Origin of the sequence: Proteus penneri, assembly GCF_003144535.1 — a bacterium.
Taxonomy (GTDB): Bacteria; Pseudomonadota; Gammaproteobacteria; order Enterobacterales; family Enterobacteriaceae; genus Proteus; species Proteus penneri.
This window is the reverse complement of the sequence record NZ_PHFJ01000001.1, coordinates 97697-124645: the sequence shown is the minus strand read 5'-3', so window position 1 is coordinate 124645 and position 26949 is coordinate 97697. Positions and strand designations below refer to the sequence as shown.

The window sequence follows — 26949 nt, the reverse complement described above, 5'->3', positions numbered from 1 at the left end:
CGCAATGTGTCCCTTAATTAAACCAGAAGCAGCAGAGCGATAACCAGCACTGCACCTAAACCGAGAGAAGCCGCATACCAACGAGTTAATCCATTCTCACTGAAACTTAATCCTTTATTGGTACCTTTAAGCAGGCAACCGAATAAATTAAAGAATTGGTTAACAGGATCATTTTGGATAAGCCACGCCGCCCCTTTATAAGGTTTGACAAACAGCACTTCATACAGAGCATCAAATCCCCAAGCATGGAACCACCATGTTGAGAAGAAACGACCGGTACGAGTATTGGCAACCTTAGCAACACATTGACGCTGTTTCAGGTATAACCATGCTGCAATGGCAACGCCTACAATCGCTACCACACCAGAAAGAATTTCTAATACATACTTACCATCGTGCGATGCGTTTCCTTCAGGGAAAACAGCACCTAACGGTTGAGTGATTAACGCACCGATAAATGTTGATAACAGTGCTAATACCGCTAATGGGAAAGTATGAGTAAACCCTTTAACTTGGTGTGCTTCGGTTTTGGTTTCACCATGGAATACGATGAAAATCAAACGGAAGGTATAAAGAGACGTAAATAACGCACCAATTAACCCTGCTAGCATTAAGTTAAAATGCCCGTTTGAGTACGCACCCCATAAGATTTCATCTTTACTGAAGAACCCTGCTGTTAACAGTGGTAATGCCGCTAATGCGCCACCACCAATCAGGAAACAAGCATAAACAAATGGGATCTTCTTACGTAACCCGCCCATCTTAAAGATATTTTGTTCGTGGTGGCAGGCAATAATCACAGAGCCTGCGGATAAGAACAGTAACGCTTTAAAGAAAGCGTGGGTCATTAAGTGGAAAATTGCCGCATCCCATGCTTGAGCGCCTAAAGCCAAGAACATATAACCAATTTGGCTCATGGTTGAATAAGCAAGAATACGTTTAATATCTGTTTGTACTAAGGCAGCAAAACCCGCTAGCACTAATGTCACCGCACCGATAATACCGACTAATTCCAGTACTTCTGGTGCCATTAAGAATAGCGCGTTGCTACGTGCCACTAAGTACACACCCGCTGTAACCATAGTTGCTGCGTGAATTAATGCAGATACAGGTGTTGGGCCTGCCATTGCATCGGCTAACCAAGTTTGTAATGGAAGCTGTGCTGATTTACCTACCGCACCGCCTAATACCATTAACATTGCCCAGTTAATAACACTTGAACCTACTGCTAATTGCTCAGGCGCAAGTACCGCCATTTCACGGAAGCTCAATGTACCTAATTGGTCAAACAGGATAAACATAACGATAGCTAAAAACACATCACCGATACGCGTTACGATAAACGCTTTCATCGCCGCTGCGCCATTAGCAGGATTGCTATAATAGAAACCAATTAACAGGTAGCTACATAGACCAACCCCTTCCCAACCCATATACATCAGCATCATGTTATCAGCCAGTACTAAGACAACCATACTGGCGATAAATAAGTTGGTATAAGCAAAGAAGCGAGAATACCCTTCTTCTCCACGCATATACCACGATGCATACATATGAATCAGGAAGCCAACACCAGTAATCACACCCAGCATGGTTAATGAAAGACCATCAAGAACCAGTGTGAATGGAATATTAAAATTCCCTGCTGACATCCAATTCCATAAAGTCAGAACTTGAGTTTCTTGCCCATTGGCAAAGAAATCCATACCAACCCAAAGTGCAACTAAAGCCGATAAACCAACCGAACCTGTACCAATCCATGCTGATACGTTTTCAGACCAACGACCACGTGAGAAAGCGAGCAGTAAAAATCCCAGCAGTGGTAGCAGAATGGTTAAATAGAGTATATTCATCCGCGCATCTCACTGACTGTATCAATATTGATGTTTTGGCGATGTCTATGAAGCTGTAACAACAATGCCAGACCAATACTTGCCTCTGCCGCCGCCAAGCTGATTGCCAGAATATACATTATCTGACCATCTGTTTGACCCCAAAAGCTACCACCGACAACAAATGCCAGTGCAGCCGCATTAATCATAATTTCTAGTCCGATCAACATAAACAACAGGTTGCGGCGAAGTACTAAACAGGTAAAACCTAACACAAACAGTACCGCCGCCAAGATCAAACCATGTTGAAGAGGTATCATTTTTGCTCCCCTGCGTTTTCGTTTTCGACGAGATCGTCATGGCTCTGATCACGACCAATGTGATAAGCAACTATTAACCCCGACAATAAGAGAACAGATGCTAACTCAACAGCCAGAATATAAGGCCCAAATAAGCTAATACCGACCTCTTTCGCACCAATTATTTCTCCAGTAATTTCACCGTGAGTAACACTACTAATTGCATAAATAAGCACGACTAATAGCATCAGAGATAACAGTGCTGGCCCAATCCAAAACTTCGGTTGTAGCCACTTTCTCTCTTGGTCAACGACGGATTTACCTAAATTAAGCATCATCACCACGAAAACGAACAACACCATAATGGCGCCTGCGTAAACGATGATTTCTAATGCACCTGCGAAATAGGCGCCCAGCGAGAAGAAAACCACAGAGAGGGCAATCAATGAAATCACTAAGTACAACAATGCGTGTACTGGATTGGTATGAGTGATCACTCTCAATGTTGCAAGGATGGCAATCAGCCCCGCGATGTAAAATGCAAATTCCATGAATATCGCTCCTTACGGTAACAGGCTTTTGACATCGATAGGTTTAGCTTCATCATCTGCATCACCTTTGTCTTTGCCGTTAATCGCCATACCTGTTTTACGGTAAAAGTTATATTCAGGATATTTGCCGGGTCCAGAAATCAACAGATCGTCTTTTTCATAAACCAGATCCTGACGCTTAAACTCACCCATTTCAAAGTCAGGCGTCAATTGCAACGCCGTTGTTGGGCAAGCTTCTTCACATAAACCGCAGAAAATACAGCGAGAAAAGTTGATACGGAAAAATTCCGGATACCAACGACCATCTTCATGTTCTGCTTTCTGTAATGAAATACAGCCAACTGGACAAACTGCCGCACACAAGTTACAAGCAACACAGCGTTCTTCACCATCGGGATCACGCGTCAATACAATACGTCCACGGTAGCGTGGTGCAACGTTGACAGGTTCTTCCGGGTACATCTGTGTTTCACGTTTGGCGAAGGCGTGTAAGCCAATCATCCAAATGCTTCGTACCTGGGTGCCGAAACCAGTCAATAACTCTTTTAAAGTCATGGTTCAATCACCCCTTATTGAGCGTTGTAAAGTATCACTGCAGCAGTTACCAGCAGATTGATAAGAGTTAACGGTAAGCAAATTTTCCAACCAAAAGACATCACTTGGTCGTAACGCGGACGCGGTAACGAAGCACGAATAAGGATGAACATCATCATGAAGAATCCTGTTTTCAGTGCAAACCAAATGAATGACGGTAAGAAAGGACCTTGCCAACCACCAAAGAATAACGTCACGATAAGACCTGATACTACAACGATCCCGATATATTCACCGACAAAGAACAAACCGAATTTCATACCGGAATATTCAATGTGATAACCATCAGCAAGCTCTTGTTCTGCTTCTGGTTGGTCAAATGGATGACGGTGACAAACAGCAACGCCAGCAATCGCAAACGTAATAAAGCCGAAGAATTGTGGAATGACATTCCACATATTCGCTTGTGAATTCACAATATCTGTCAAGTTAAAAGAACCTGCTTGAGCAACAACCCCTAAGATTGAAAGTCCTAAGAACACCTCATAACTTACGGTTTGTGCTGATGCACGCATTGCACCTAACAATGAGTATTTATTGTTACTTGACCAACCCGCAAATAACACGGCATACACCGCGATACCCGCAACCATCAAGAAGAATAAAATACCGATATTTAAGTCAGCAACAACCCATGTTGAGCTAACAGGTACAATGGCAAATGACAGCAATAAAGATGAAAACGCAATTACTGGTGCTATGGTGAAGATAAAGCGGTCAGCAAATTTTGGGATCCAGTCCTCTTTAAAGAACATTTTGATCATATCCGCAATTAGCTGTGCTGAACCTGCATAACCTACACGATTAGGCCCATAACGGTTTTGAAATAACCCCAGTAAACGGCGTTCCCCCATACTCATAAAAGCACCACAGGTGACCACGACAAGCAAGATCACCACGGCTTTTAGAACAGTGAGTAAAATCTCTGTAACTTCAGGAGATAACCAGCTCATTATGCAATACCCCGCAGTTGACGAACCGATACACCCACCAGCGATGGAGAAATACCTGCCATACCTAACGGCAAGCCGATTTGACCTTGAGTTAGGTGAGCACTGATTTTCACAGGTAAGGTGAATTCACGACCTTCGTAAGTAAACATGGCTTGCTGCCCCTGAGTTAACGCTAATGCTTGTGCATCAGATTCGCTCAATGTTAAATAAGCCGTTTCCATACGAGATTGGATAACTTCTGCACGTTGTGATAATTCTTCACTACCAAATAAACGGTAGCAAGGTGCAACAGTCCATTGATTTTTCTGTGCATTAAATGGCGCAGGAATATCAGTAAAGTAGCCAAGTGTATTATCACCACATTCGATTAAGCGCACACCCGGATCGCCAAAGCGTAAGCTGCCACCCACTTCGGCTTGGAATTTATTCCATGCTTGAGGTGAGTTCCAACCCGGTGCCCATGCAAATGGAATTTGCTGACGAGGTGCGGTTGGGCTGTTATTACCTTCCATTGAGAACGCAAATGGTGTGTCGATATCTTTTGGTTGGCGCTGTTCATGAACAGACACATTCGCCAACATGGAAGTACGACCACTGTAACGATGGGGTTCACGCGCCAATTTTTGACCGCGAATGCGGAATGATGCATTCGGAGCCGCATCAACAATGCCAGCAAACTGAGGAAGACTGGTTGCACAATGCTCAATCACATTGTCTAACTGTGTCCAATCCAGCGTTCTTTCATGCCATTGTGAATCAACTGCACTTAACCAACGCCAGCTTTCATGCATTACCACTTCTTTGTTATAGAAAGAAGGTTCAAAAACTTGGAAATAACGCTGTGCTCTGCCCTCTTGGCTCACCATTGTCCCATCGCTTTCAGCGAATGAAGACGCGGGGAGAACTAGATGTGCTTTTGCCATAATGTCTGTTTGCTGGTGGTCGATAACAATAACGTTATCGACTTTAGCAATCGCATCATCAATAACATCGGCATCGTAATGGCGATATAAATCGTTTTCCATAACAACAACGGTGTCGGCTTGACCACTGCGCATGATTTTTAAAGCATCATCAAGTGGCTGAGCGTTGATCATGGCTAGCCCCATGCTGTTTGCATCATCAGCAACGAAAGAAAGTCCCACTTCATTGCCTTTTGCTTTTAATGCAAACGCAATGTTGGCAGCAGCTTTAATAACGTCTTCACTACCTGCATGACTACCACTGATAATTAATGGTTTCTTCGCTTGAGAAAGTGCTTGAACAATCATCTCGATATGCTTATTCAGCGCGTCATCAATACCATCAACCGCAGGTGCTTCACCGTTAATGTTATTGGCAATTGCAAATCCTAAGCGTGCTTGATCAACAACTGGGGCGCGATAACTCCATGCAGCAACATCATCAAGACGGGTTTCATCAACATGAGTCACAAACAGCGGATATTTCGCACGTTGTCCGATATTCATAATCGCAGCAATTTGCCAGTCAGCGACTTTTTGAGCCGCAGCCATTTCACGCGCTTTACCTTTCACCGCTTGACGTACAGACAATGCCATACGAGCACCAGTTTGCGTTAAATCTTCACCTAACACTAAAACCGCATCGTAATCTTCAATTTCACGTAGAGATGGAGTATGAACGCCACCTTTTTGTAAAATCTCTAGCATTAATGTCAAACGTTTCTGCTCTGATGCAGAGATACCACTATAGAAGTTTTCAGCACCGACAACTTCACGTAATGCAAAGTTACTTTCAATGCTTGCACGAGGCGAACCAATACCCACGATACGCTGACTTTTCTTCAGCATATCCGCAGCGGCTTGAGTCGCTTGAACTGCACTAATTTCTAACCAGTTACTACCTAAACGTTTTTTAGGCTGACGAGGTCTGCTTGCTAAGTTCACATAGCCATAGCCAAAACGACCACGGTCACAGAGGAAATAGCGGTTTACAGTCCCGTTATAACGGTTTTCAATACGACGTAATTCACCATAGCGTTCACCCGGGCTTGTGTTACAGCCCATGCTACAACCTTGGCAAATACTTGGTGCAAACTGCATATCCCACTTACGGTTATAACGTGATGAGTGAGTTTTATCAGTAAATACACCCGTCGGACAAATTTCGACTAAGTTACCCGAGAATTCGCTCTCTAATGTGCCATCTTCAACACGTCCAAAGAAAACGTTGTTATGCGCACCAAAGACACCAAGATCAGTACCATCGGCATAGTCTTTGTAGTAACGAACACAGCGGTAACAAGCAATACAACGGTTCATTTCATGAGAAATAAACGGTCCCAGATCTTGATTTCTATGTGTACGCTTGGTAAAGCGATAGCGACGCATAGTGTGACCTGTCATTACCGTCATATCTTGAAGGTGGCAGTTACCCCCTTCTTCACAAACTGGACAGTCATGAGGATGGTTTGTCATATACCATTCAACAACGCTTTCGCGGAATTTCTTCGCTTCTTCGTCATCAATAGAAATAAACGTGCCATCAGTCGCTGGTGTCATACAAGACATCACTAAACGACCGCGGGTATCCTCAGCATTTTGATACTGCTTAACCGCACACTGGCGGCAAGCGCCAACGCTTCCCAGCGCTGGGTGCCAGCAAAAATAAGGAATATCTAAGCCTAAATTAAGACAGGCTTCTAACAGGTTATCAGCCCCGTTAACTTCATATTCTTTGCCGTCTACATGAATCGTAGCCATAGTCAGCATGCTTCCCAAAGGCCTGCACAGCAGGCGTTAAACCTAGAATGTGTCGTGAAAAATTACCAGCGGCTTTTCAGCAAGTTAGGCTGAATACCTCTGATTAAGTTGGCATTTGTATAATCTTCTTGAATAATGCCCGCTTCAAATTCTTCACGGAAATATTTAATGGCGCTTTGTAAAGGTTCTACTGCACCCGGTGCGTGAGCACAGAATGTGTGTCCTGGACTTAAAGAACGACATAAATGCTCAAGGGTCTCAATATCACCAGGGCGACCTTTACCGTTTTCTATCGCACGTAAGATTTCGACACTCCATGGCAAGCCATCACGGCAAGGTGTACACCAGCCACAAGATTCACACGCAAAGAACTCTTCTAAGTTGCGAGTTAATGAAACCATATTAATTTCATTATCTACTGCCATCGCAAGCGCTGTGCCTAAACGGCTACCGGCTTTTGCAATCGTGCCAAAATCCATTGGGAGATCGAGGTGATCTTCTGTTAAGAAATCAGTACCTGCACCACCCGGTTGCCATGCTTTCAGCTTAAGACCATCACGCATACCGCCTGCGTAATCTTCAAGGATCTCACGCGCGGTTGTACCAAATGGTAATTCCCATAAGCCCGGAAATTTCACACGACCAGAGAATCCCATTAATTTAGTACCCGCGTCTGGGCTTTTGCCTTCACTTAAGCCGATATACCAATCTTTGCCATGTTCAATAATCGCGGGCACGTTACACAGTGTTTCAACGTTATTGACACAGGTTGGTTTACCCCATGCACCTGATGTTGCAGGAAATGGTGGTTTAGAGCGCGGGTTAGCACGACGACCTTCTAAGGAGTTGATTAATGCTGTCTCTTCACCACAGATGTAACGACCAGCACCTGTATGAACAAACAGTTCAAAGTCAATTCCTGAACCGAAGATATTTTTACCAAGGAAACCCGCTGCTTTTGCTTCCTCAATGGCATGGCGTAAATGCTTAGCCGCTTCAATATATTCACCACGAAGGAAAATATAACCACGGTAAGCTTTTAGTGCGTGAGCGCCGATAATCATCCCTTCAATTAATAGATGTGGAAGTTCTTCCATTAAGAGACGGTCTTTATAAGTACCCGGCTCCATTTCATCTGCATTACAAAGGATGTAACGGATATTCATGCTTTCATCTTTTGGCATCAGGCTCCATTTCAAGCCTGTTGAGAATCCAGCACCACCACGACCTTTTAGGCCAGCATCTTTAACTTCAGTGGTCACCTCAGTCGGAGACATACCTTTTAATGCTTTTTCTGCCGCTTTATAACCGTTTTTAGCACGGTATTCATCCAGCCATACAGGCTGACGATCATCGCGTAAGCGCCACGTTAGCGGATGCGTTTCTGCGCTACGAATAATCGGTTTTGCTCCTGAAATTGCTGTCATGGATACTGCTCCAGTAACGTTTCAATCTCTTCAGGTTTAACAAAGCTGTGAGTATCGTCATCTACCATCATGGTAGGACCTTTATCACAATTACCTAAACAGCAGGTTGGCAGTAATGTAAAGCGACCATCTGGTGTTGTTTGACCAGGGATAATATTAAGATGCTTTTCAATTGCTGCTTGAATGCCTTGATAACCTGTAATATGACAAACCACGCTGTCACAAAAACGAATAATGTGACGGCCAACGGGTTGGCGGAAAATTTGGCTATAGAACGTAGCAACGCCTTCAACATCGCTTGCAGGGATCCCAAGAACATCCGCAATTGCATAAATCGCGCCGTCTTCCACCCAACCGCGGTTCTTTTGCACAATTTTCAGTGCTTCAATAGAGGCTGCTCGCGGATCTTCGTAGTGATGTTTTTCTTGTTCAATTTCAGCACGTTCTTCTTCAGTTAAAACAAACGTTGCTTTCTTTGAATGTGTTACATCAACGATTTCGATCTGCACTGCATCATCTTTTTGGTTTAATTCATTTTGCATGATTAACGATCCACATCCGACATTACAAAATCAATACTTCCCAGATACACAATCAAGTCAGAAACCAAGCTACCGCGGATAACCGCTGGGATTTGTTGTAAATGAGCAAAACTAGGCGTACGAATACGTGTACGGTAGCTCATTGTGCTGCCATCGCTGGTTAAGTAATAACTGTTGATCCCTTTAGTGGCTTCAACCATCTGGAATGATTCATTAGCAGGCATAACCGGGCCCCATGAAACCTGTAAGAAGTGGTTAATCATGGTTTCGATATGCTGTAATGTGCGCTCTTTTGGTGGAGGCGTTGTCAGTGGATGGTCTGCTTTAAATGGCCCTTCTGGCATATTTTTATAGCACTGTTCCAAAATGCGTAAGCTCTGGCGTAGCTCTTCTACTTTCAGCATTACACGATCGTAACAGTCACCATTGCTTGCGACAGGGATTTCAAATTCAAAGTTTTCATAACCTGAATATGGACGCCATTTACGCACGTCAAATTCAACACCTGTTGCACGAAGACCCGCACCTGTGACTCCCCACTCTAACGCTTCTTTTGCGTTATATGAGGCAACACCAATAGTACGACCTTTCAAAATACTGTTTTGCAACGCTGCTTTTACGTAAGAATCTAGACGTTTTGGCATCCAATCTAAAAATTCACGTAATAAGCGTTCCCAACCGCGAGGTAAATCATGAGCAACACCACCGATACGGAACCATGCAGGATGCATACGGAATCCGGTAATCGCTTCAACAATGTTGTAAACTTTTTGACGGTCAGTAAAGGCGAAGAACACCGGTGTCATTGCACCAACGTCTTGGATAAAGGTACTGATATACAGTAAGTGGCTATTAATACGAAATAGCTCAGACAGCATGACACGAATGACTTTAACGCGTTCAGGCACTTCGATACCGGCAAGTTTTTCCACTGCAAGTACATAAGGCATTTCGTTAACGCATCCGCCAAGGTATTCGATTCGATCTGTATATGGGATATAGCTGTGCCAAGATTGGCGCTCACCCATTTTTTCAGCACCACGGTGGTGATAACCCACATCAGGTACACAGTCGACGATTTCCTCGCCATCAAGCTGAAGAATAATACGGAATGCACCGTGAGAGGATGGATGGTTAGGACCGAGGTTTAAGAACATAAAGTCCTCATTCTCCGTACCGCGTTTCATCCCCCACTCTTCAGGTTTAAATGTCAGCGATTCCATTTCCAGATCCTGCTTCTGCTTTGTCAGCACATAAGGATCGAACTCTGTCGCACGAGCAGGATAATCTTTACGCAGTGGATGACCTTCCCAATCAGGAAGCATCATAATACGGCGTAAATTTGGGTGCCCATTAAAGACAATCCCAAACATATCCCAGACTTCACGCTCATACCAATTCGAGTTAGGAAAGAGAGATGTGATTGTCGGAACATTAAGATCATTTTCACTTAATGCGACTTTCAACATAATATCTTTATTACGATCGATTGATATCAGATGATAGAAAACGGAAAAATCTGCTGCTGGTAAGCCTTGGCGGTGCGTACGAAGACGCTCATCAAAGCCATGCATATCAAACAGCATGACATAAGGTTTCGGTAAAGATTTGAGGTATTGCATTACCTCAATGAGTTGTTCCCGCTTAACCCAAACAACTGGCATGCCAGTACGAGTAGGCTGGAACGTAAACGCATCTGGCCCAAATTTCTGACGCAGTTCATTAACTACCTGATCATCAATATGATCGGTCGTTTCCCACGCTGGCCGAGCGCCTTTTTGCGCTATCTGATCGGTCATTTCTATTCACCACAACTTTGATCAGGGTTACTATGATCGCAACACATTGCTCTGGTTACGTCTTAGGCAAAAGCCTTTAAATTTCGTCAGGAGTACGCAGATTTTTGACTGCGATACGCTCACCGTGTTTTCTTTCTCGTTCTGATTGCATATTGGCACGGTAAACGCCTTGGTCGCCGACAACCCATGATAATGGGCGACGTTCTTTACCAATGGACTCTTGTAATAACATCAGTGCTTGCATATAAGCTTCAGGGCGTGGCGGACATCCAGGAATATACACATCAACTGGAATGAACTTATCCACACCTTGCACTACTGAGTAGATGTCATACATACCACCAGAGTTAGCACATGCACCCATAGAGATAACCCATTTAGGCTCTAACATCTGATCGTATAAACGCTGAATAACGGGTGCCATTTTTGTAAAGCAAGTACCCGCAACCACCATAAAGTCAGCTTGACGAGGGGATGCACGTAATACTTCTGAACCAAAACGAGCCACGTCATGTACAGCTGTAAATGACGTCACCATTTCAACGTAACAACAAGAAAGACCAAAGTTATATGGCCATAAAGAGTTTTTCCGTCCCCAGTTCACAACGTCATGCAACGCATGTTCCAGTTTTCCCATATACACACTGCGATGAACGTGAGCATCTAATGGGTCACTGACAATTTCCTGTGATTGCAGGGGATAACGGTCATTCTCACCGTTCGGATCTATGCGGGTGAGCGTATAATCCATTTCTAATGCCTCGCTTATTACTGCTGCGGATGTTTGCCGCTGGTTAATCGAACATGGCTTTTACTCGCAGTTTCACGGCGAGAGCGAATAGGCGTCCAATCTAATGCACCTATGCGAACCAAATAGAATAATCCAGCTAATAAAATAGCGATGAAGACTGATGCTTCAATAAAGCCTAACCAGCCAACTTCACGAACGGAAACAGCCCAGGCATAAAGAAACAGTGCTTCAACATCGAAAATAACGAAAAACATGGCAACTAAATAGAATTTAGCTGACATGCGCAGACGAGCGCTGCCAACAGAATCAAGACCAGATTCATAAGGAACATGCTTTGCCCTTGCCTGTGCGCGTCCGCCTAAATAGCGGGCACCCAACAACATGAGCGAACATAACCCCAATGCGCCTATGAGGAAGACAGCAAATGCCCAATGATGGGCGATAACTTCGGTGGTTGTAGACATACTCATTGCTTACTCATCAAAGGTGGTGTCAATTAACCAACTCTTATCCGGCGGTTTACACCACATTTCTAATTACGAAAAAAAGGCGAATTAAACAGACTTGCTAATTAAAGAAATAATAACAGTCTATTTATACCTTTTTTCTTTTTTAGAAAACTTTGCGACAAATCACTCAGTTTTCTATCGCGATTTAACAAATTAAACACTCATTTTTAACACTAAATTACTGGCTAATGCTAAAACGTGTCAGTCAACCGACAAACTTTATGCTAACACGCTTAGTCTAACCGATAATTCGATTTTACTACACCAGTATCTCAGGAAAAACCTTATTCAACACAGGCAAATGTGCCTTATTTTTTTGATCAAACTCACAAAATAGTCGAAAAAACGCCTAATCAGTTTAAAATTTATCCAAATTTTAACAAATTAACTTTCTAATATTGTGGAGAAGGTCAAATATCCGCTTAGATTTACTTTTTTATTCTCTTAAAACCTAGACAAACTTTTTATTTGTTAACAAATCCTACAAGTGATTAACTAAGAGGGAAGGTAAACATTTTTTTAACAAATAGTTTAGGTAGTAATGGAATGAAATGTCACAAAGATAAATACATAAAACAACATAATTATTAACATAATGTTACTACTTCAAAAGAAAGCAATAAAAAAACGGAAATAAATGCACTTCATTGCATCTATTCCCGTTTATTATTCATCACTATCCAGTTTTATTTGACTCTATTTTAATCTTTAATTTTTGTGTTTTAACGCTAAAAAATTCACACAATTATTAATGTGATTATTCAAGTTCAGTAGAGCTAATATCTTCAGATGCAGTGACAGTATAAGGTGTTTTCTTGTTTTCAATCGCATTGAATACTGTTAACACCGCTTCATTTTGTTCATCAGAGTTACGATATAACCAATATTGTGTTTCAGGTAAACGCGGTAAACCTTCGCTTTCACCTAAAATACGCAAATCAGCATTTTGCATTTCAAGTGGACGAGCAGTAATACCCACTTCTGCATTAACTGCCGCACGAACAGCAGATAAAGAAGCGGCTTCATAAGCAACACGCCATTGAATTCCAGCGTCATCTAACGTGTTTATCGCTAATTGACGGAATGGATTTGTTTCATCCATAACAACTAAAGGAATAGGTTCATTCATTTGTAATTGGAAATCTGGCGCACAATGCCATAACACTGGTGCAGTACGTAGCGCTGTACGTGGGTGATGACCAATACGTGCTGTTGTTAATGCTAAATCAATTTCATGATTATCTAGCATTGTCTCAATATATTGAGAACGCTTAATACGTACATCAACAGCTAAACGAGGATACACTGACGCGATACGATTTAATAAAAACGGTAATAAAGTATCAACAGAGTCATCAGAAGCACCAATACGTAACTCCCCTTCTGCATCGCTATACGTTAATGATGCCGTTGCATCATCATTTGCACGCAAAATTTGACGCGCATAACCTAACAGTTGTAGACCATGCTCGGTTAAAAGTTTATTACGACCATGACGGGCGAAAAGCTCTCTACCCACCAATTGCTCTAAACGTTGCATCTGCTGACTCACAGCAGATTGGGTTCGACATACAGCAGCCGCGGCGGCTGCAAAAGTGTTCAAATCTGCTACAGCTACAAACATTCTAAGCAGATCGAGGTCGAGATTCATTATCGGACGATTTGCATTAATCATTGTTTATTCTTCACTTATTTTTGATTTTTAAATTACATATACCTGGTGTTTTATATCAAAAGTCTAAAAAGACTTCCGATTCAGACTGTACTTTACTCTGAAAAGGAGAGCAAAGACATACTGAATACTTTACATTTGTTTCTTATCGTTTACACCTCCTAGATAGAAAGGAATTGCATCTTTTTGTAACAAATTAAATTTTATTATCATTTCATATATTCACAAGAAAGAACTCTATACCGTCATCACAAGTTAGACTTAGATCATGCTATATTGTTTTCTCATTCATAAATTTTAACATTTTGAAAATAATTTAGATTATCTTAACTATACATTCAAGTTTAAGTATTTTCCCCTATAAACTAAATTTAAGATTTAAATTTAATTTATACTTAAACTAATTGATTGCTATAGAATAAAGTAGATTTAACCATATTATTTGAAAATTTAATATATTAAGTCAGATAATACAAATCCGATAAAATTATTCAATAATTGATTATGCAACATTTCACTTACTAACCTATCACATCAACTTATTTCTAATTGACACACTAAAAAGGCCCTTTTCATCAGAATAACAATCTAGATTATTTATCAAGTCTGAAACATAATCTCGCAGTAGGTAATATATTCAGTCATCAAAATAACATTCCAAGAATAAACTGACCTTTTACACCAAAAATTACCTAGCATCTTCAAAAGTTTGTAACGTGAGAGTAGAGTGATAGAACAGTTATTTGCTGGGATAACCTTTTCATTTGTATCTTTCTATATGAATAGCAACCGGCGATAAATGTCGCTAAGTCGCCATAATCACAATAAAGATACGAGTCAGACCCTATTAGGTAAACGCGCTATGAATCAGATTAAAAAATCAAACAAACTCGAACATGTCTGTTACGACATTAGAGGTCCGGTTTTGCAAGAGGCAAAACGTCTGGAAGAAGAAGGTAACAAAGTTTTAAAACTCAATATTGGTAACCCAGCACCTTTCGGCTTTGAAGCACCTGATGAAATTTTAGTAGATGTGATCCGCAATCTACCAAGCTCTCAGGGTTATAGTGACTCTAAAGGTCTGTTTTCTGCGCGTAAAGCTATCATGCAGCATTATCAAGCTCGTGATATGCGAGATATCACTGTTGAAGACATCTATATTGGTAATGGTGTTTCTGAGTTAATCGTACAAGCGATGCAAGCGTTATTGAATAATGGCGATGAAATGCTAGTACCAGCGCCTGATTACCCATTATGGACAGCCGCTGTTTCCCTTTCTGGGGGAAATGCCGTTCATTATATGTGTGACGAGCAACAAGGTTGGTTCCCTGATCTCGATGATATTCGTAGTAAAATTACAAAAAATACCCGTGGTATTGTTATTATCAACCCAAATAACCCAACAGGTGCGGTGTATAGCAAAGATATTCTGATGGAAATCGTTGAAATAGCATGTCAACACAACCTGATTATCTTCGCTGACGAGATCTACGATAAAATTCTGTATGACGATGCACAACATCATTCTATCGCTGCCATGGCACCCGATTTATTAACCGTAACATTTAATGGTTTATCAAAAACTTACCGTGTTGCAGGTTTCCGTCAAGGTTGGATGGTATTAAACGGCCCTAAAAAACAGGCTAAAAGCTATATTGAAGGCTTAGATATGCTGGCATCGATGCGTTTATGTGCCAACGTACCAATGCAACATGCTATTCAAACGGCATTAGGAGGCTATCAAAGTATTAGTGAATTTATCCTGCCGGGTGGTCGTTTATACGAACAACGCAATCGAGCTTGGGAGCTCATTAATCAAATCCCGGGGGTTTCTTGTGTTAAACCTATGGGGGCATTGTATATGTTCCCTAAAATAGACCTTAACCGCTACAGTATTAAAAACGATCAGAAAATGATCCTTGATTTATTACTGCAAGAAAAAGTCTTATTAGTGCAAGGTACTGCCTTTAATTGGCCATACCCTGACCATTTCCGTATCGTTACTCTTCCGCGTGAAGATGATTTAGATATGGCAATCCAAAAATTTGGTCGTTTTATTGTGGGTTATCATCAATAAAATTGTCTACACCTAAAATAAAACGCAATATTACAATACGTTATATTGCGTTTTATTTATTTTCTTTTTTATTAATGTTTACATCTATCTATTATCCACTCACAATAATGTCTTCAATCACGCAATTGGGAGATATTATGAGTTACTTTTTTGCCCACCTTTCTCGCTTAAAACTCATTACTCGTTGGCCTTTAATGCGTAATATTCGCCAAGAAAATGTGTCTGAGCACAGTTTACAAGTCGCTTTTGTCGCCCATGCCTTAGCAGTGATAAAAAATCGTAAATTTGATGGTAATGTCAACGCAGAGCGAATTGCATTACAAGCGATGTATCATGATGCCAGCGAAGTGATCACTGGCGATATGCCAACGCCTATTAAATATCACAATCCTCAAATTGCTCATGAATATAAAAAAATAGAAAAATATGCACAGCAAAAATTAATTGAAATGTTACCCGAAGAATTACAAGACGATTTTCGCCCTCTTATTGATGAGCAATTACATAATGAAGAAGAAACGTTTATTGTTAAGCAAGCAGATAGTCTGTGCGCTTATTTAAAATGCCTTGAAGAGTTAGCGGCAGGTAATAGCGAATTTAATTTAGCGAAAAATCGCTTAGAGAAAACACTTGCTGAAAGGCATAGTCCTGAGATGGACTATTTTATGAAGGTATTTGTACCGGGATTTAGTTTATCGCTGGATGAAATTAGTGAATAAAAAAACGAAATGAGCACAATTAAACGTGCTCATTTCTCTAAAAACAATATTATCTTTTATCTTGTAAGACGTTTATATTTATATCTGTTTTAATTGTTTCCCTATAAATCGTTAAAGCATGCGTTTTTTGTTCTTTCTGTAAAGTTTTTATTTTTTCTGATTTACCAAATAAATTTTTAGTCTTTTCCCAAAAAGAAATATTTTTCATTAAATTATCATGAGCTGCCAAGTATTTCTTTATATCCTTAATTTTATCTTCTTTAGACACATTGCTATCTTTAATTTTATTCTCTATAAGAGAATAATCGCTATTTTTTAAATTATATCTTTCTTTTATATCATTATATTCTTTATCTACTGCATTCTCAGATTTTTTTTCATTAATAAATTCCTTTCTATATGCAGAGAGTCTATCTTCTACTTTATCACTATTAACCATTGATTGTTCGTTCTCTTTTTTCTTTCTAACTCTAGAATCCTTGTGGTATTCTCTAATTATTACATCACTCTCAGTAGATTGATTATCTTGATATTTAATAGATTGTTTTAACTGAGTTTTACTTTCTGAATTATTATCATTTTTTTTATCGAAAAAAGTTGATAATTTAACGACTTGAATTTTTTCCGATAAATGAGGATATATTGGATTCGAATTATTATTGATGTCAGGTAATATAAAATTATTTTCCGTTGAACTAACGTTATTATTTTCACCATACATATTTGCTGTATAATAAGTATTATTAGAACTATTATCTGATACTATATCTTTAATTTTATTTAAACCTAGAAAATTTCTAAATGTATTACCAATAAAGGATACAGCTTTTGATAAACTTCCATACTGTTTAGATTCATTTTTTATTTGACCAAGAAATACCACACCCATATTTGTAGGTTGCACACCATTTGTTCCGCTCATTTAAACTCTCCAACTGTACTATTAATACTCCAAATAGTATTCCCTCTTCTTGGTAAGATATGTCAAAAAACACACACTCATAGATACAACACATACATCAAATAAAAACCACCGCCTAATAAATAAAAAACGCTGTTTATTAATTAACAAACAGCGTTTCAGCAAAACAAAAGTATTGATATTTAGAATGGGAATAATAGCGGGATCAAGAAGACACTAATCAACATCACAATAACCGTAAATGGCACTCCAATCTTAATAAAATCGGCAAACTTATATCCCCCCGGCTCAAGAATAAGCGTATTAACGGGTGATGAAACAGGCGTCATAAATGCCGCAGATGCTGCAACACCAATCACCATTGCAAATGGTAATGGAGAAACATTCATTTGATTCGCTGCTGCTATCGCAATCGGTGCCATTAATACCGCAGTCGCGGTATTTGAAATAAACAACCCAATGGATGCACAAAGTATAAATAAACACACCAACATCACTTGAGGACCAGCACTACCTGCCACATCCATTAAGCCATTAACAATAAGCTCTATGCCGCCTGTTTTTTGTAGTGCTGCAGCAAAAGGCATCATACCGACAATTAAAATAATGCTTGGCCAATGAATAGAACGATAAGCACTTTCCATATCAATACAACGGAATTTACCCATTAATAAACAAGCAATAAGTGCTGCAATAAAGTTAGGGACTTCATTCGTTACCATCAATGCCACCATTAACGCTAACGAAAATAGTGCATGAGGAGCTTGAGATGAAGCAGGCGCCACAGTTTCAATTTCTGCCGCTAAATTTAACACGATAAAATTACGTGGTTTGGTTGATAAAATCCGAATAAGTTTCCAATCACCAATCACTAATAACACATCACCAAGGCGTAATGGCTCATCGACAATTTTACCCGGTAAGGCACTTCCTTCACGGCGAATAGCAACCACGTTTAATCCGTAGCGAGTACGGAATTTAATCTCTCTTAATGATTTGCCTAATAACTCTGAATCTGGATTCATGGATACTTCAGCAAGCCCTACATCACGAGATTGTTCAGAAAAATATTCGCCTCGCAAGACCATTGGCTCTAACATTTGTTCACGGCAAAACTCACGTAAATCGACATCACTAGCGGACATATCAACTAATAGAACATCTCGCTCTCTTAATTCAGTGCCTCCCGTTGCACTGACCATCACACGCCGAAAACGCCTCCAGCGTTCAATACCGACAACGTTTGCACCATAACGTGAACGTAAGTGTAATTCATCAAGTGAATGACCTATCAGTGGAGAGCCTTTACGAATAGCTAAACGGCGAGCACGCCCCGCTAACTGATAATCACGAATAAGATCACGGAAAGTACGGCGATAAGCTTCTTTTTGTTTACCATTATCGTTATTTCCTAGCCAGCGACGTACTACCAACATATAAAGAATGCCTGCGAATAATACGGCGATACCAATAGGCGTAATAGAGAAAAACTGAAAACTCGGTAACCCCTCTCTAACTAATTCACTGTTAACAACCATATTAGGTGGCGTTGCCACTAAGGTCATTAATCCACTAATCAATCCAGCAAAACCTAACGGCATCATTAAACGACCGGGTGATGTTTTCATTCGAGCTGCAACACTCAAGACAACAGGAATAAATATTGCGACAACGCCAGTTGAACTCATGAAAGCACCTAGACTTGCTACGCATATCATTAATAGCACAAGCATTTTAACTTCACTATTACCCGCGACACGTACCAGCCAGTCCCCCATTTGATAAGCCACGCCCGTTCTCACTAACCCTTCGCCAATAACAAAAAGGGCAGCAATAAGCAATACGTTTGGATCGCTAAATCCTACCGTGGCTTCATTTAATGAGAGAGTTCCACTAAGAACGAATGCGATAATGACAAGTAAAGCGACCACATCCATGCGGATTTTGTTGGTCGTAAAAAGGACAATAGCTATCAATAGCAGGCTTAAAACCCATAATAATTCGCTATTCAAAATGGCCTCGATCAGCAATAAGTGAAAACAAGTTAAGACATCAATTCACTACATTGATAAGTAGACCATTTTTACAACAATAAATCTTCTAATATGATCAAAGAAAAGACTATCTTTTGTGCGTTATTATCACTTTTTCAGCTTGCTTCTCGATTTGAATATTGTTTAAAGAATCAATGATTAAATGAATCTCATTGCGGCGAGGGAGAGAAAGAGGTGCATGAACAGCAACGACTTGACATCCTGCATCTAAACCAGAGTAAATACCCGCTGCAGCATCTTCAAAAACCACACAATCCTGTGGCAATAAACCCAATTTTTTGGCACCTAAAAGATAAGGCTCAGGATTAGGTTTACCTTTACTAATACATTCCGCGGTAACCCAATGCTTAGGTTCAGGGATACCCGTGACAGATTGGCGCGTTGAGGCGATAGGAACAGTACCAGATGTGACAATCGCCCATGGAATATTTAAGTCATTAAGGCGATTAATTAACTCAATAGACCCCGGAAGTGGTGCTAAACCTTCTGTTTGTGTTGATTCTAATTTTTCTAACCAACGAAAAGTTTCTGTTATCTCTTGTTCGGTAGCATTAGGCATAAAATGGCGAATCGACTCAATAGCAGGCTTTCCATGGATGTAGTCATTAATCTCTTGTGTTGATACGCCAACGCGTTCACCAAATAACGCCCAGCAATGTTCAACAACAGGTAATGAATCGACTAATGTTCCATCTAAATCAAATAGAAAACCTTTACATGTGATCGCCATAATTTATGCCTACCTTAGAATGATGCGTTACTTATTACGCATTAAGAATTTGTTGGATTTCAACGACGCTAAGGTGATATTGACGAGGGCACGCTAACCAAACAGCCAGCATTCTCTGGTATTTTTCCCACATTGGTGTTTGTGAGTTAAAACCATGACTGCCACTATCAAAATGTGTATAACGCCCTTCTGTATTCACCATAAAACGCACATAACTAAGATAGCGAGATTCTGTCGCCGCATCAAAGCCAATAAATGCAACACGACGAGCATCAGGCATTTCTTGATCTTTTAAGTTATCGCGAGAAACTTGCAGTGCATGGTACATTTCCATGACGTTAATAATGGTACGGCAAGTCTCCTCAGACATTTCATCAAAATCACGGTCTAGTTCACGTAATTGTAATCCGTAACCGCGTTCAATGATTGTCTGATAGCGACGATAACGTTCAGCGTTATCAGGATCCATCATAGTCATCATTTTGTATTGATTAGAGAGGATCAAGCGTTGTGCGTGTGTCATTTCCATCATTAATTCTCCAAAGAAATCATTGAGGAGAGAATGACATTAATCAAAAGTATTGAGTAGTGTTAACTACGCGTTTTTTGATCTCAACGGGGTAATTCTGATGACAATCATGACCAACGAAGAAGGTAGAACAAATGTTCTACACATCATCAAGAAAAGAACGATCAAGTTGCTTAAAAGCGCGTTTTAATAAATGGGCTAAAGAAAGGTACGTCGGCGTTTGTTCGACTGGTGCTAAAGCAATGCCTGCTTCTTCAAATTTCTCTCGAATTTCATAAAACCAGCGTAATAACGTAGCTGGAAGTGGCGTTGCTGCACGCTTACCTAACCACCACAACCCTTGCATTGGCAGACTACAGGCAAATAACGCCGTTGTAATTGCAGGCCCTAAATTACCGCCTAATGCGATTTGCCATGTCATTGTAAAAATAGCAATAGGTGGCATATAACGAATACCAAAACGTGTGGCTTTGACAATACGATTTTCAGGGAAAACAGGCGCTAATTGCTTTTCAACCGGCCAGGTTTTTAAATACTCGTTACCCAATCGAAGCTTCTTAAAAAAGCCTGGGGGAGTCACTGTCGGTTCGCTCATAATGACCTCAATCAATTTCTTCTGTAACTTTTAAAAAATATCTATAAAGAATAAAAATCTTTTAGTAGAATTAAGTATATTTTGTCTTTGTTGCCTTTACTCTGTATCCTGTGCCCATTCTAAAGGTTTGTGGCAATAAAGCGCTATATTTTGTTTGCCGGCGTGATTTTCAACCCTTTTCGCCGATTTTAACGCGAAAAGTTAATGGGTGAATAAAAATCGTCCAATTAATGATTGGCAACTATAATTAGCATCAAGTTTTTTACTTTAAGCATGATGCGCGTCATTAATGTCATCATAGTAATGCGATAGGCTTTTATGATTGACGTTTTATTAACCACCGTCTTTATAATATAAAAGACACTACGACAACAAGATAAATAGGTAATTCCATGTCAAGTAAGCTGGTGCTGGTACTGAACTGCGGTAGTTCTTCTCTTAAATTTGCAATTATCAACCCAGAAAATGGTGAAGAATTCCTGTCAGGTTTGGCTGAATGCTTCAACCTTCCTGAAGCCCGCCTGAAGTGGAAAATGGATGGCCAAAAACATGAAGCTGCGTTAGGCGCAGGTGCTGCTCATAGCGAAGCATTAAACTTTATCGTAAATACTATTCTGGCTGAAAAACCAGAACTGTCTGCACAAATCGCTTCAATTGGTCACCGTATTGTTCACGGTGGTGAGAAATTCACTAAATCTGTCGTGATCACTGACGAAGTTATCAAAGGTATTGAAGCTGCTATCCCATTTGCTCCATTACATAACCCAGCTCACCTTATTGGTATTGAAGAAGCGCGTAAAGCATTCCCTCATTTAATTGAGAAAATGGTTGCGGTATTTGACACTGCATTCCACCAAACAATGCCAGAAGAAGCTTATCTGTATGCACTGCCATACAGCTTATATAAAGATCACAGCATCCGTCGTTACGGTGCTCACGGAACTAGCCATTTCTATGTTTCTCGTGAAGCCGCTAAAATGTTAAACAAACCTGTTGACGAACTGAACGTGATCACTTGCCACTTAGGTAATGGTGGTTCTGTTTCTGCTGTTGTTAACGGTAAATGTGTTGATACCTCTATGGGTCTGACTCCATTAGAAGGTTTAGTAATGGGTACTCGTAGTGGTGATATCGATCCTGCTATCGTGTTCCATTTACACGATACTTTAGGTATGAGTGTTGAAGACATCAATAAACTGCTGACTAAAGAATCTGGTCTGTTAGGTTTAACAGAAGTCACTAGTGACTGCCGTTATGTTGAAGATAACTACGACACTAAAGCAGATGCTAAACGTGCAATGGACGTTTACTGCCATCGTTTAGCGAAATACATCGGTTCTTACTGTGCACTGATGGAAGGTCGTTTAGATGCGATTATCTTTACTGGTGGTATCGGTGAAAACGCAGCAATGGTTCGTGAATTATCTCTGAAAAAACTGGCTCTATTAGGTTTTGAAGTTGATCATCAACGTAACTTAGATGCACGTTTCGGCAAATCAGGCACTATCACTACCGATAACAGCCGTCTTGCTGTTGTTATCCCAACTAACGAAGAGTTAGTTATCGCTCAGGACGCAAGTCGCCTGACCGCTTAAGCTCTTTGATGTGCTGCCAGTGTCATGCTGGCAGTACTGTTTTACATAACGAGCAACCGATATTTAAAGAGGTTTCCGTGTCCCGTACAATTATGTTAGTCCCAACTGATACACGCGTAGGTTTAACCAGCGTCAGCTTGGGTGTTATCCGTTCTATGGAACAAAAAGGCGTTCGCCTTAGCGTGTTCAAACCAATTGCACAACCTCGTGTAAAAGGCGCTTTAGATCAGACAACTGCGATTATCCACTCTCACTCCACTATTCAATCATCAGAACCTTTAAACATGGATTATGTTGAGTCTCTACTCAGCTCAAACCAAAAAGATGTTTTGATGGAAGAAATTGTTGCTAGATACCATGAAAATACCACTGATGCAGAAGTTGTTCTCATCGAAGGTCTGGTACCTATGCGTAAGCACCCTTTTGCACAATCATTAAACTATGAAATTGCAAAAACATTAGGTGCTGAAATTGTTTTTGTTACTGCGCTAGGTAACAACACGGTTGAACAGCTAAAAGAGCGTATCGAATTTGCGCGTGCTGAATTCGGCGGTGTAAAAAACCAAAATATCACTGGTGTTATTGTTAACAAACTAAATGCACCTGTTGATGATCAAGGCCGTACTCGCCCTGACTTATCTGAAATCTTTGATGATTCAAGTAAAGCGATTATCTCTAATGTCGATTTAAAAACCATCGAAAAAAACAGCCCCCTGCCTTTACTGGGTTGCATTCCATGGAACTTCGATTTAATCGCTACTCGTGCAACAGATATGGCAAAACACTTAAATGCGACTATCGTCAATAAAGGCGATATTGAAACTCGTCGTATTAAGTCTGTCACTTTCTGTGCCCGCAGTATTCCACACATGTTAGAGCACTTCCGTCCAGGTTCACTTTTAGTGACTTCAGCGGATCGCCCAGATGTATTAGTTTCAGCGTGCCTTGCTGCAATGAATGGCGTTGAAATTGGTGCAATCCTACTAACTGGTGGTTACCAAATCGATGCGCCTATCAAACAACTTTGTGAACGTGCATTCGAAACTGGTTTACCAATCTTTATGGTTAATGCGAACACTTGGCAGACCTCTTTAAATCTGCAAAGCTTTAGCTTAGAAGTGCCTGCTGATGACCATGAACGTATTGAAAAAATTCAGAACTACGTTGCTCAACATATCAATACACAATGGATTGATTCACTGACTGCTAACTCTGAACGCCCTAACCGTTTATCACCACCAGCATTCCGTTATCAATTAACAGAATTAGCACGTAAAGCGAAAAAACGTATCGTTTTACCAGAAGGTGATGAGCCACGTACTGTTAAAGCCGCAGCAATTTGTGCTGATCGTGGTATCGCGACTTGCGTACTGTTAGGTGATCCTGAAGAAATTCGTCGCGTAGCAACTGCACAAGGTGTTGAATTAGGCACAGGTATTGAGTTAGTCAATCCTAAAGAAGTGCGTGAAATCTATGTACCTCGCTTAGTTGAACTACGCAAAAATAAAGGTATGACAGAAGTTGTTGCTCGTGAACAGTTAGAAGATAACGTTGTTCTAGGCACATTAATGCTAGAAAAAGGCGAAGTAGACGGCCTAGTTTCTGGTGCTGTTCATACAACTGCTAACACTATTCGCCCACCATTACAGTTAATCAAAACTGCACCAGGTAGCTCATTAGTGTCTTCTGTGTTCTTTATGCTGTTACCTGAACAAGTTTATGTTTATGGTGACTGTGCAATTAACCCAGATCCAACAGCAGAACAACTGGCTGAAATCGCAATTCAATCTGCAGACTCTGCAATTGCATTCGGTATCGACCCACGCGTTGCGATGATCTCTTATTCTACTGGTAACTCTGGTGCAGGTAGCGATGTAGAGAAAGTTCGTGAAGCGACACGTTTAGCACAAGAAAAACGCCCTGATCTGATGATTGATGGTCCTTTACAATACGACGCAGCTGTTATGGCTGATGTTGCTAAATCTAAAGCACCAAACTCACCAGTTGCAGGTAAAGCAACTGTGTTTATCTTCCCTGATCTGAACACCGGTAACACCACTTATAAAGCGGTACAACGTTCAGCTGACTTGGTTTCAATCGGACCAATGTTACAAGGTATGCGTAAACCAGTGAATGACCTTTCTCGTGGTGCATTAGTAGACGATATCGTCTACACCGTTGCGTTAACAGCAATTCAAGCAAGCCAACAAGAAAACGCATAATTATTGAAGTTCACTTCAATTAGAACCACGCCAGATGATTAATTTCATCTGGCGTTTTTTATTCTACGGATTTTCTATTTAACTAAAATCCGAAGCAGTTTCAACACTCAACAACATCAGTTCTCTCTCCTTTATAAAGGAGTATCAAGAGACATTCCTCATATAAACACCCAATAAAAACACAAATAACACATTGATTTTAATCGTTTATTTATATTGTTTTTATTCAAAAAAAGATAGGAATGAGGTCGATTTCTGTTAGTATGCAGGTGGGTGCTTGGATCGTTTTGGTTCAAGCATTTGCGAGCGCCAAAAAGACGAAAGCCCCGAATTTTAATTTACTAAAATCCGAGGCAGTCTCAACGCCCAACAACGTCGATTCTGTCTCCTTTAAAAAGGAGAGTCAAGAGAAATGACTAAATTTGCCCTGATAGGGCTGATTGCTGTCTGCATGACAGCACTGTGTTTATCACTACTTAGACATGAAAGATTATGCTCTTTCAATATTCGTAGTGGTCATACAGTAGTTCAAGCGACTTTATCTTGCGATAAATAGCTTTGTGGGGGAAAGTTCCCCCACAATTTCTCATGACACGTTGTTGCGTTTTGTGGTTACAAGCACCCTACTTTAATCCACCAATACACGCTGATTTGTCGCTCCCCACAAAATCGACATCTCTGTAAACAGCGCACCACTAATATCTTCAATCTCTTCAGCCGTGATCTCTGCATTACCTTGCTTACCAAAAAACACGACTTCATCCCCTGATTTGATATTTTTAAGATCGGTAATATCAACAATCACCGTATTCATTGACGTTTTACCTAAAACAGGCACACGTTGGCCACCAATTAAAGCATGTCCCGCATTACTAAATACTCGACGATAACCATCTGCATAACCGACAGGAATATTAGCTAATACTGAATCACGTTTTAGTGTGTAAGTGCGATCATAACCAACAGTATTGCCTTTAGGATAATAATTGATTGAAGCAATGTTGGATTTAAACGTCATTACGCGTTTGTAATCTGTACTTGCAATGGTATCGCCATAGAAAATTCCGCCTACACGCACCATATCTAACCAGGATCCAGGTACGGTAATTGTGGCAAAAGTATTTGCCATATGCAGAGTAACCTCTTTAGGATTTAGCCCTGTAACATCCAATACCTTTTGTGATTGCTGTTTAAAACGAGCGAGATCTTCTCTTACTTTATCAGCATCTTCTTCAGGATAATGAGACATAATACCAACCACTTTAAGGTTAGCTAATTGAGCAATTTGCTTCGCCTCTTCAAGCCCTGCTTTGTTATTGACCTCTAAGCCATTACGAGACATTCCACCTGAATTTAAGGCAAGATGAATAGGGATCACTTTATTTTGCTGTTTAGCAATGGCATCTAATTTCTTAGCCATATCTAAGTTACCAATTAATTCTTCTACGTTATAGCTTGTCGCCTGAGCCATTTCCTGCTCTGTAGCATTACGTACTCGCATTAAACGACCTTGAAACCCAAGATCACGAACTTCTTTTAGCTCTTGGTTATTCGTTACACCAATACATTGCACATTGTTTTCAATCATAACCGGGGCAACTAATGATAAATCATGACCATATGCATCGCCTTTTAAAACGGCACAAAGTGAGGATTTATCACCTAAAAGTGATTGAACTTTTTTTACATTAAAATCGAGCGCACTACGTGAGATTTCAATCCATGAGTTATTCACGATTGCAGGCTGAACTTGAGCAGTTTGAGCCACTGGTGGATTGTGATTAACGGGTTGTTGACAAGCAGTGATAACAAAAAGTGGTAACAACGCAAGATATCGAATACCGAAAGACATCT

23 protein-coding genes are annotated in these 26949 nt (G+C 40.5%); 5 read left to right on the top strand and 18 right to left on the bottom strand.

Going from position 1 to position 26949, the window contains the following annotated elements; genetic code table 11:
* Nucleotides 1–17 precede the first annotated feature (17 nt).
* The 12 genes from nuoL to hexA all read right to left on the bottom strand — a co-directional run bounded on the left by nuoL (nt 18) and on the right by hexA (nt 13655).
* Complete coding sequence (gene nuoL / locus CUB63_RS00755) at nt 18–1853, bottom strand: NADH-quinone oxidoreductase subunit L (protein ID WP_109847249.1); 1836 nt, start codon at nt 1851–1853, stop codon at nt 18–20.
* Complete coding sequence (nuoK, locus tag CUB63_RS00750; protein ID WP_023581731.1) at nt 1850–2152, bottom strand: NADH-quinone oxidoreductase subunit NuoK; 303 nt, start codon at nt 2150–2152, stop codon at nt 1850–1852. The genes nuoL and nuoK overlap by 4 nt, the downstream gene beginning before the upstream one ends.
* Nucleotides 2149–2682, bottom strand: a complete 534-nt coding sequence (gene nuoJ / locus CUB63_RS00745) for an NADH-quinone oxidoreductase subunit J (protein ID WP_072063175.1) — start codon at nt 2680–2682, stop codon at nt 2149–2151. Before nuoJ ends, nuoK begins: the two co-directional genes overlap by 4 nt.
* 12 nt (nt 2683–2694) lie before the next feature.
* Nucleotides 2695–3237, bottom strand: a complete 543-nt coding sequence (nuoI, locus tag CUB63_RS00740) for an NADH-quinone oxidoreductase subunit NuoI (RefSeq protein WP_006533299.1) — start codon at nt 3235–3237, stop codon at nt 2695–2697.
* A 14-nt stretch (nt 3238–3251) separates the two neighbouring features.
* Nucleotides 3252–4229 (bottom strand): NADH-quinone oxidoreductase subunit NuoH, encoded by a 978-nt coding sequence (nuoH, locus tag CUB63_RS00735; RefSeq protein WP_109847248.1) that lies wholly within the window; start codon nt 4227–4229, stop codon nt 3252–3254.
* On the bottom strand, nt 4229–6961 hold the full coding sequence (gene nuoG, locus CUB63_RS00730) for an NADH-quinone oxidoreductase subunit NuoG (protein WP_109847247.1): 2733 nt from the start codon (nt 6959–6961) through the stop codon (nt 4229–4231). Before nuoG ends, nuoH begins: the two co-directional genes overlap by 1 nt.
* A 53-nt stretch (nt 6962–7014) precedes the next feature.
* The gene (gene nuoF / locus CUB63_RS00725) at nt 7015–8379 is read right to left on the bottom strand and encodes an NADH-quinone oxidoreductase subunit NuoF (RefSeq protein ID WP_109847246.1); all 1365 of its coding nucleotides are present in this window, start codon (nt 8377–8379) and stop codon (nt 7015–7017) included.
* A complete protein-coding gene (nuoE, locus tag CUB63_RS00720; RefSeq protein ID WP_006533305.1) occupies nt 8376–8921 on the bottom strand; it encodes an NADH-quinone oxidoreductase subunit NuoE in 546 nt (181 codons plus the stop codon). Before nuoE ends, nuoF begins: the two co-directional genes overlap by 4 nt.
* 2 nt (nt 8922–8923) lie before the next feature.
* Complete coding sequence (gene nuoC / locus CUB63_RS00715; RefSeq protein ID WP_072063179.1) at nt 8924–10720, bottom strand: NADH-quinone oxidoreductase subunit C/D; 1797 nt, start codon at nt 10718–10720, stop codon at nt 8924–8926.
* 76 nt (nt 10721–10796) lie between these two features.
* Entirely contained in the window at nt 10797–11471 is a 675-nt protein-coding gene (locus tag CUB63_RS00710; RefSeq protein WP_004243697.1) for a NuoB/complex I 20 kDa subunit family protein, read from the bottom strand.
* A gap of 17 nt (nt 11472–11488) precedes the next feature.
* Complete coding sequence (locus CUB63_RS00705) at nt 11489–11941, bottom strand: NADH-quinone oxidoreductase subunit A (RefSeq protein WP_072068609.1); 453 nt, start codon at nt 11939–11941, stop codon at nt 11489–11491.
* Nucleotides 11942–12737: 796 nt separating this feature from the next.
* A complete protein-coding gene (hexA, locus tag CUB63_RS00695; RefSeq protein ID WP_109847245.1) occupies nt 12738–13655 on the bottom strand; it encodes a transcriptional regulator HexA in 918 nt (305 codons plus the stop codon).
* An 859-nt stretch (nt 13656–14514) separates the two neighbouring features.
* Here hexA and CUB63_RS00690 point away from each other — a divergent pair.
* On the top strand, nt 14515–15729 hold the full coding sequence (locus CUB63_RS00690) for a pyridoxal phosphate-dependent aminotransferase (RefSeq protein ID WP_109847244.1): 1215 nt from the start codon (nt 14515–14517) through the stop codon (nt 15727–15729).
* 137 nt (nt 15730–15866) lie between these two features.
* Complete coding sequence (yfbR, locus tag CUB63_RS00685) at nt 15867–16448, top strand: 5'-deoxynucleotidase (protein ID WP_109847243.1); 582 nt, start codon at nt 15867–15869, stop codon at nt 16446–16448.
* A gap of 49 nt (nt 16449–16497) precedes the next feature.
* On the opposite strand, the gene CUB63_RS00680 is transcribed toward yfbR, so the two are convergent.
* The 5 genes from CUB63_RS00680 to yfbV form a co-directional block, all read right to left on the bottom strand.
* On the bottom strand, nt 16498–17370 hold the full coding sequence (locus CUB63_RS00680) for a hypothetical protein (RefSeq protein ID WP_109847242.1): 873 nt from the start codon (nt 17368–17370) through the stop codon (nt 16498–16500).
* A gap of 182 nt (nt 17371–17552) precedes the next feature.
* Complete coding sequence (locus tag CUB63_RS00675; protein ID WP_072063183.1) at nt 17553–19382, bottom strand: SLC13 family permease; 1830 nt, start codon at nt 19380–19382, stop codon at nt 17553–17555.
* A gap of 109 nt (nt 19383–19491) precedes the next feature.
* Complete coding sequence (locus CUB63_RS00670; protein WP_006533318.1) at nt 19492–20154, bottom strand: sugar phosphatase; 663 nt, start codon at nt 20152–20154, stop codon at nt 19492–19494.
* 34 nt (nt 20155–20188) lie between these two features.
* Nucleotides 20189–20683, bottom strand: a complete 495-nt coding sequence (locus tag CUB63_RS00665; RefSeq protein WP_109399923.1) for a YfbU family protein — start codon at nt 20681–20683, stop codon at nt 20189–20191.
* 139 nt (nt 20684–20822) lie between these two features.
* Complete coding sequence (yfbV, locus tag CUB63_RS00660) at nt 20823–21278, bottom strand: terminus macrodomain insulation protein YfbV (RefSeq protein ID WP_069367978.1); 456 nt, start codon at nt 21276–21278, stop codon at nt 20823–20825.
* Between the two features lie 392 nt (nt 21279–21670).
* On the opposite strand from yfbV, the gene ackA reads away from it, so the two are divergent.
* The 3 genes from ackA (at nt 21671) to CUB63_RS00645 (ending at nt 25651) form a co-directional block, all read left to right on the top strand.
* Nucleotides 21671–22873, top strand: coding sequence for an acetate kinase (gene ackA / locus CUB63_RS00655; RefSeq protein WP_006533321.1), 1203 nt, complete (start codon nt 21671–21673; stop codon nt 22871–22873).
* Nucleotides 22874–22950: 77 nt separating this feature from the next.
* A complete protein-coding gene (gene pta, locus CUB63_RS00650) occupies nt 22951–25095 on the top strand; it encodes a phosphate acetyltransferase (RefSeq protein ID WP_109847241.1) in 2145 nt (714 codons plus the stop codon).
* Between the two features lie 412 nt (nt 25096–25507).
* Entirely contained in the window at nt 25508–25651 is a 144-nt protein-coding gene (locus CUB63_RS00645) for a Hok/Gef family protein (RefSeq protein ID WP_071788551.1), read from the top strand.
* 72 nt (nt 25652–25723) lie between these two features.
* Here CUB63_RS00645 and alr read toward each other — a convergent pair whose 3' ends face one another.
* The gene (gene alr / locus CUB63_RS00640; protein ID WP_006533326.1) at nt 25724–26947 is read right to left on the bottom strand and encodes an alanine racemase; all 1224 of its coding nucleotides are present in this window, start codon (nt 26945–26947) and stop codon (nt 25724–25726) included.
* Between the last annotated feature and the right edge of the window lie 2 nt (nt 26948–26949).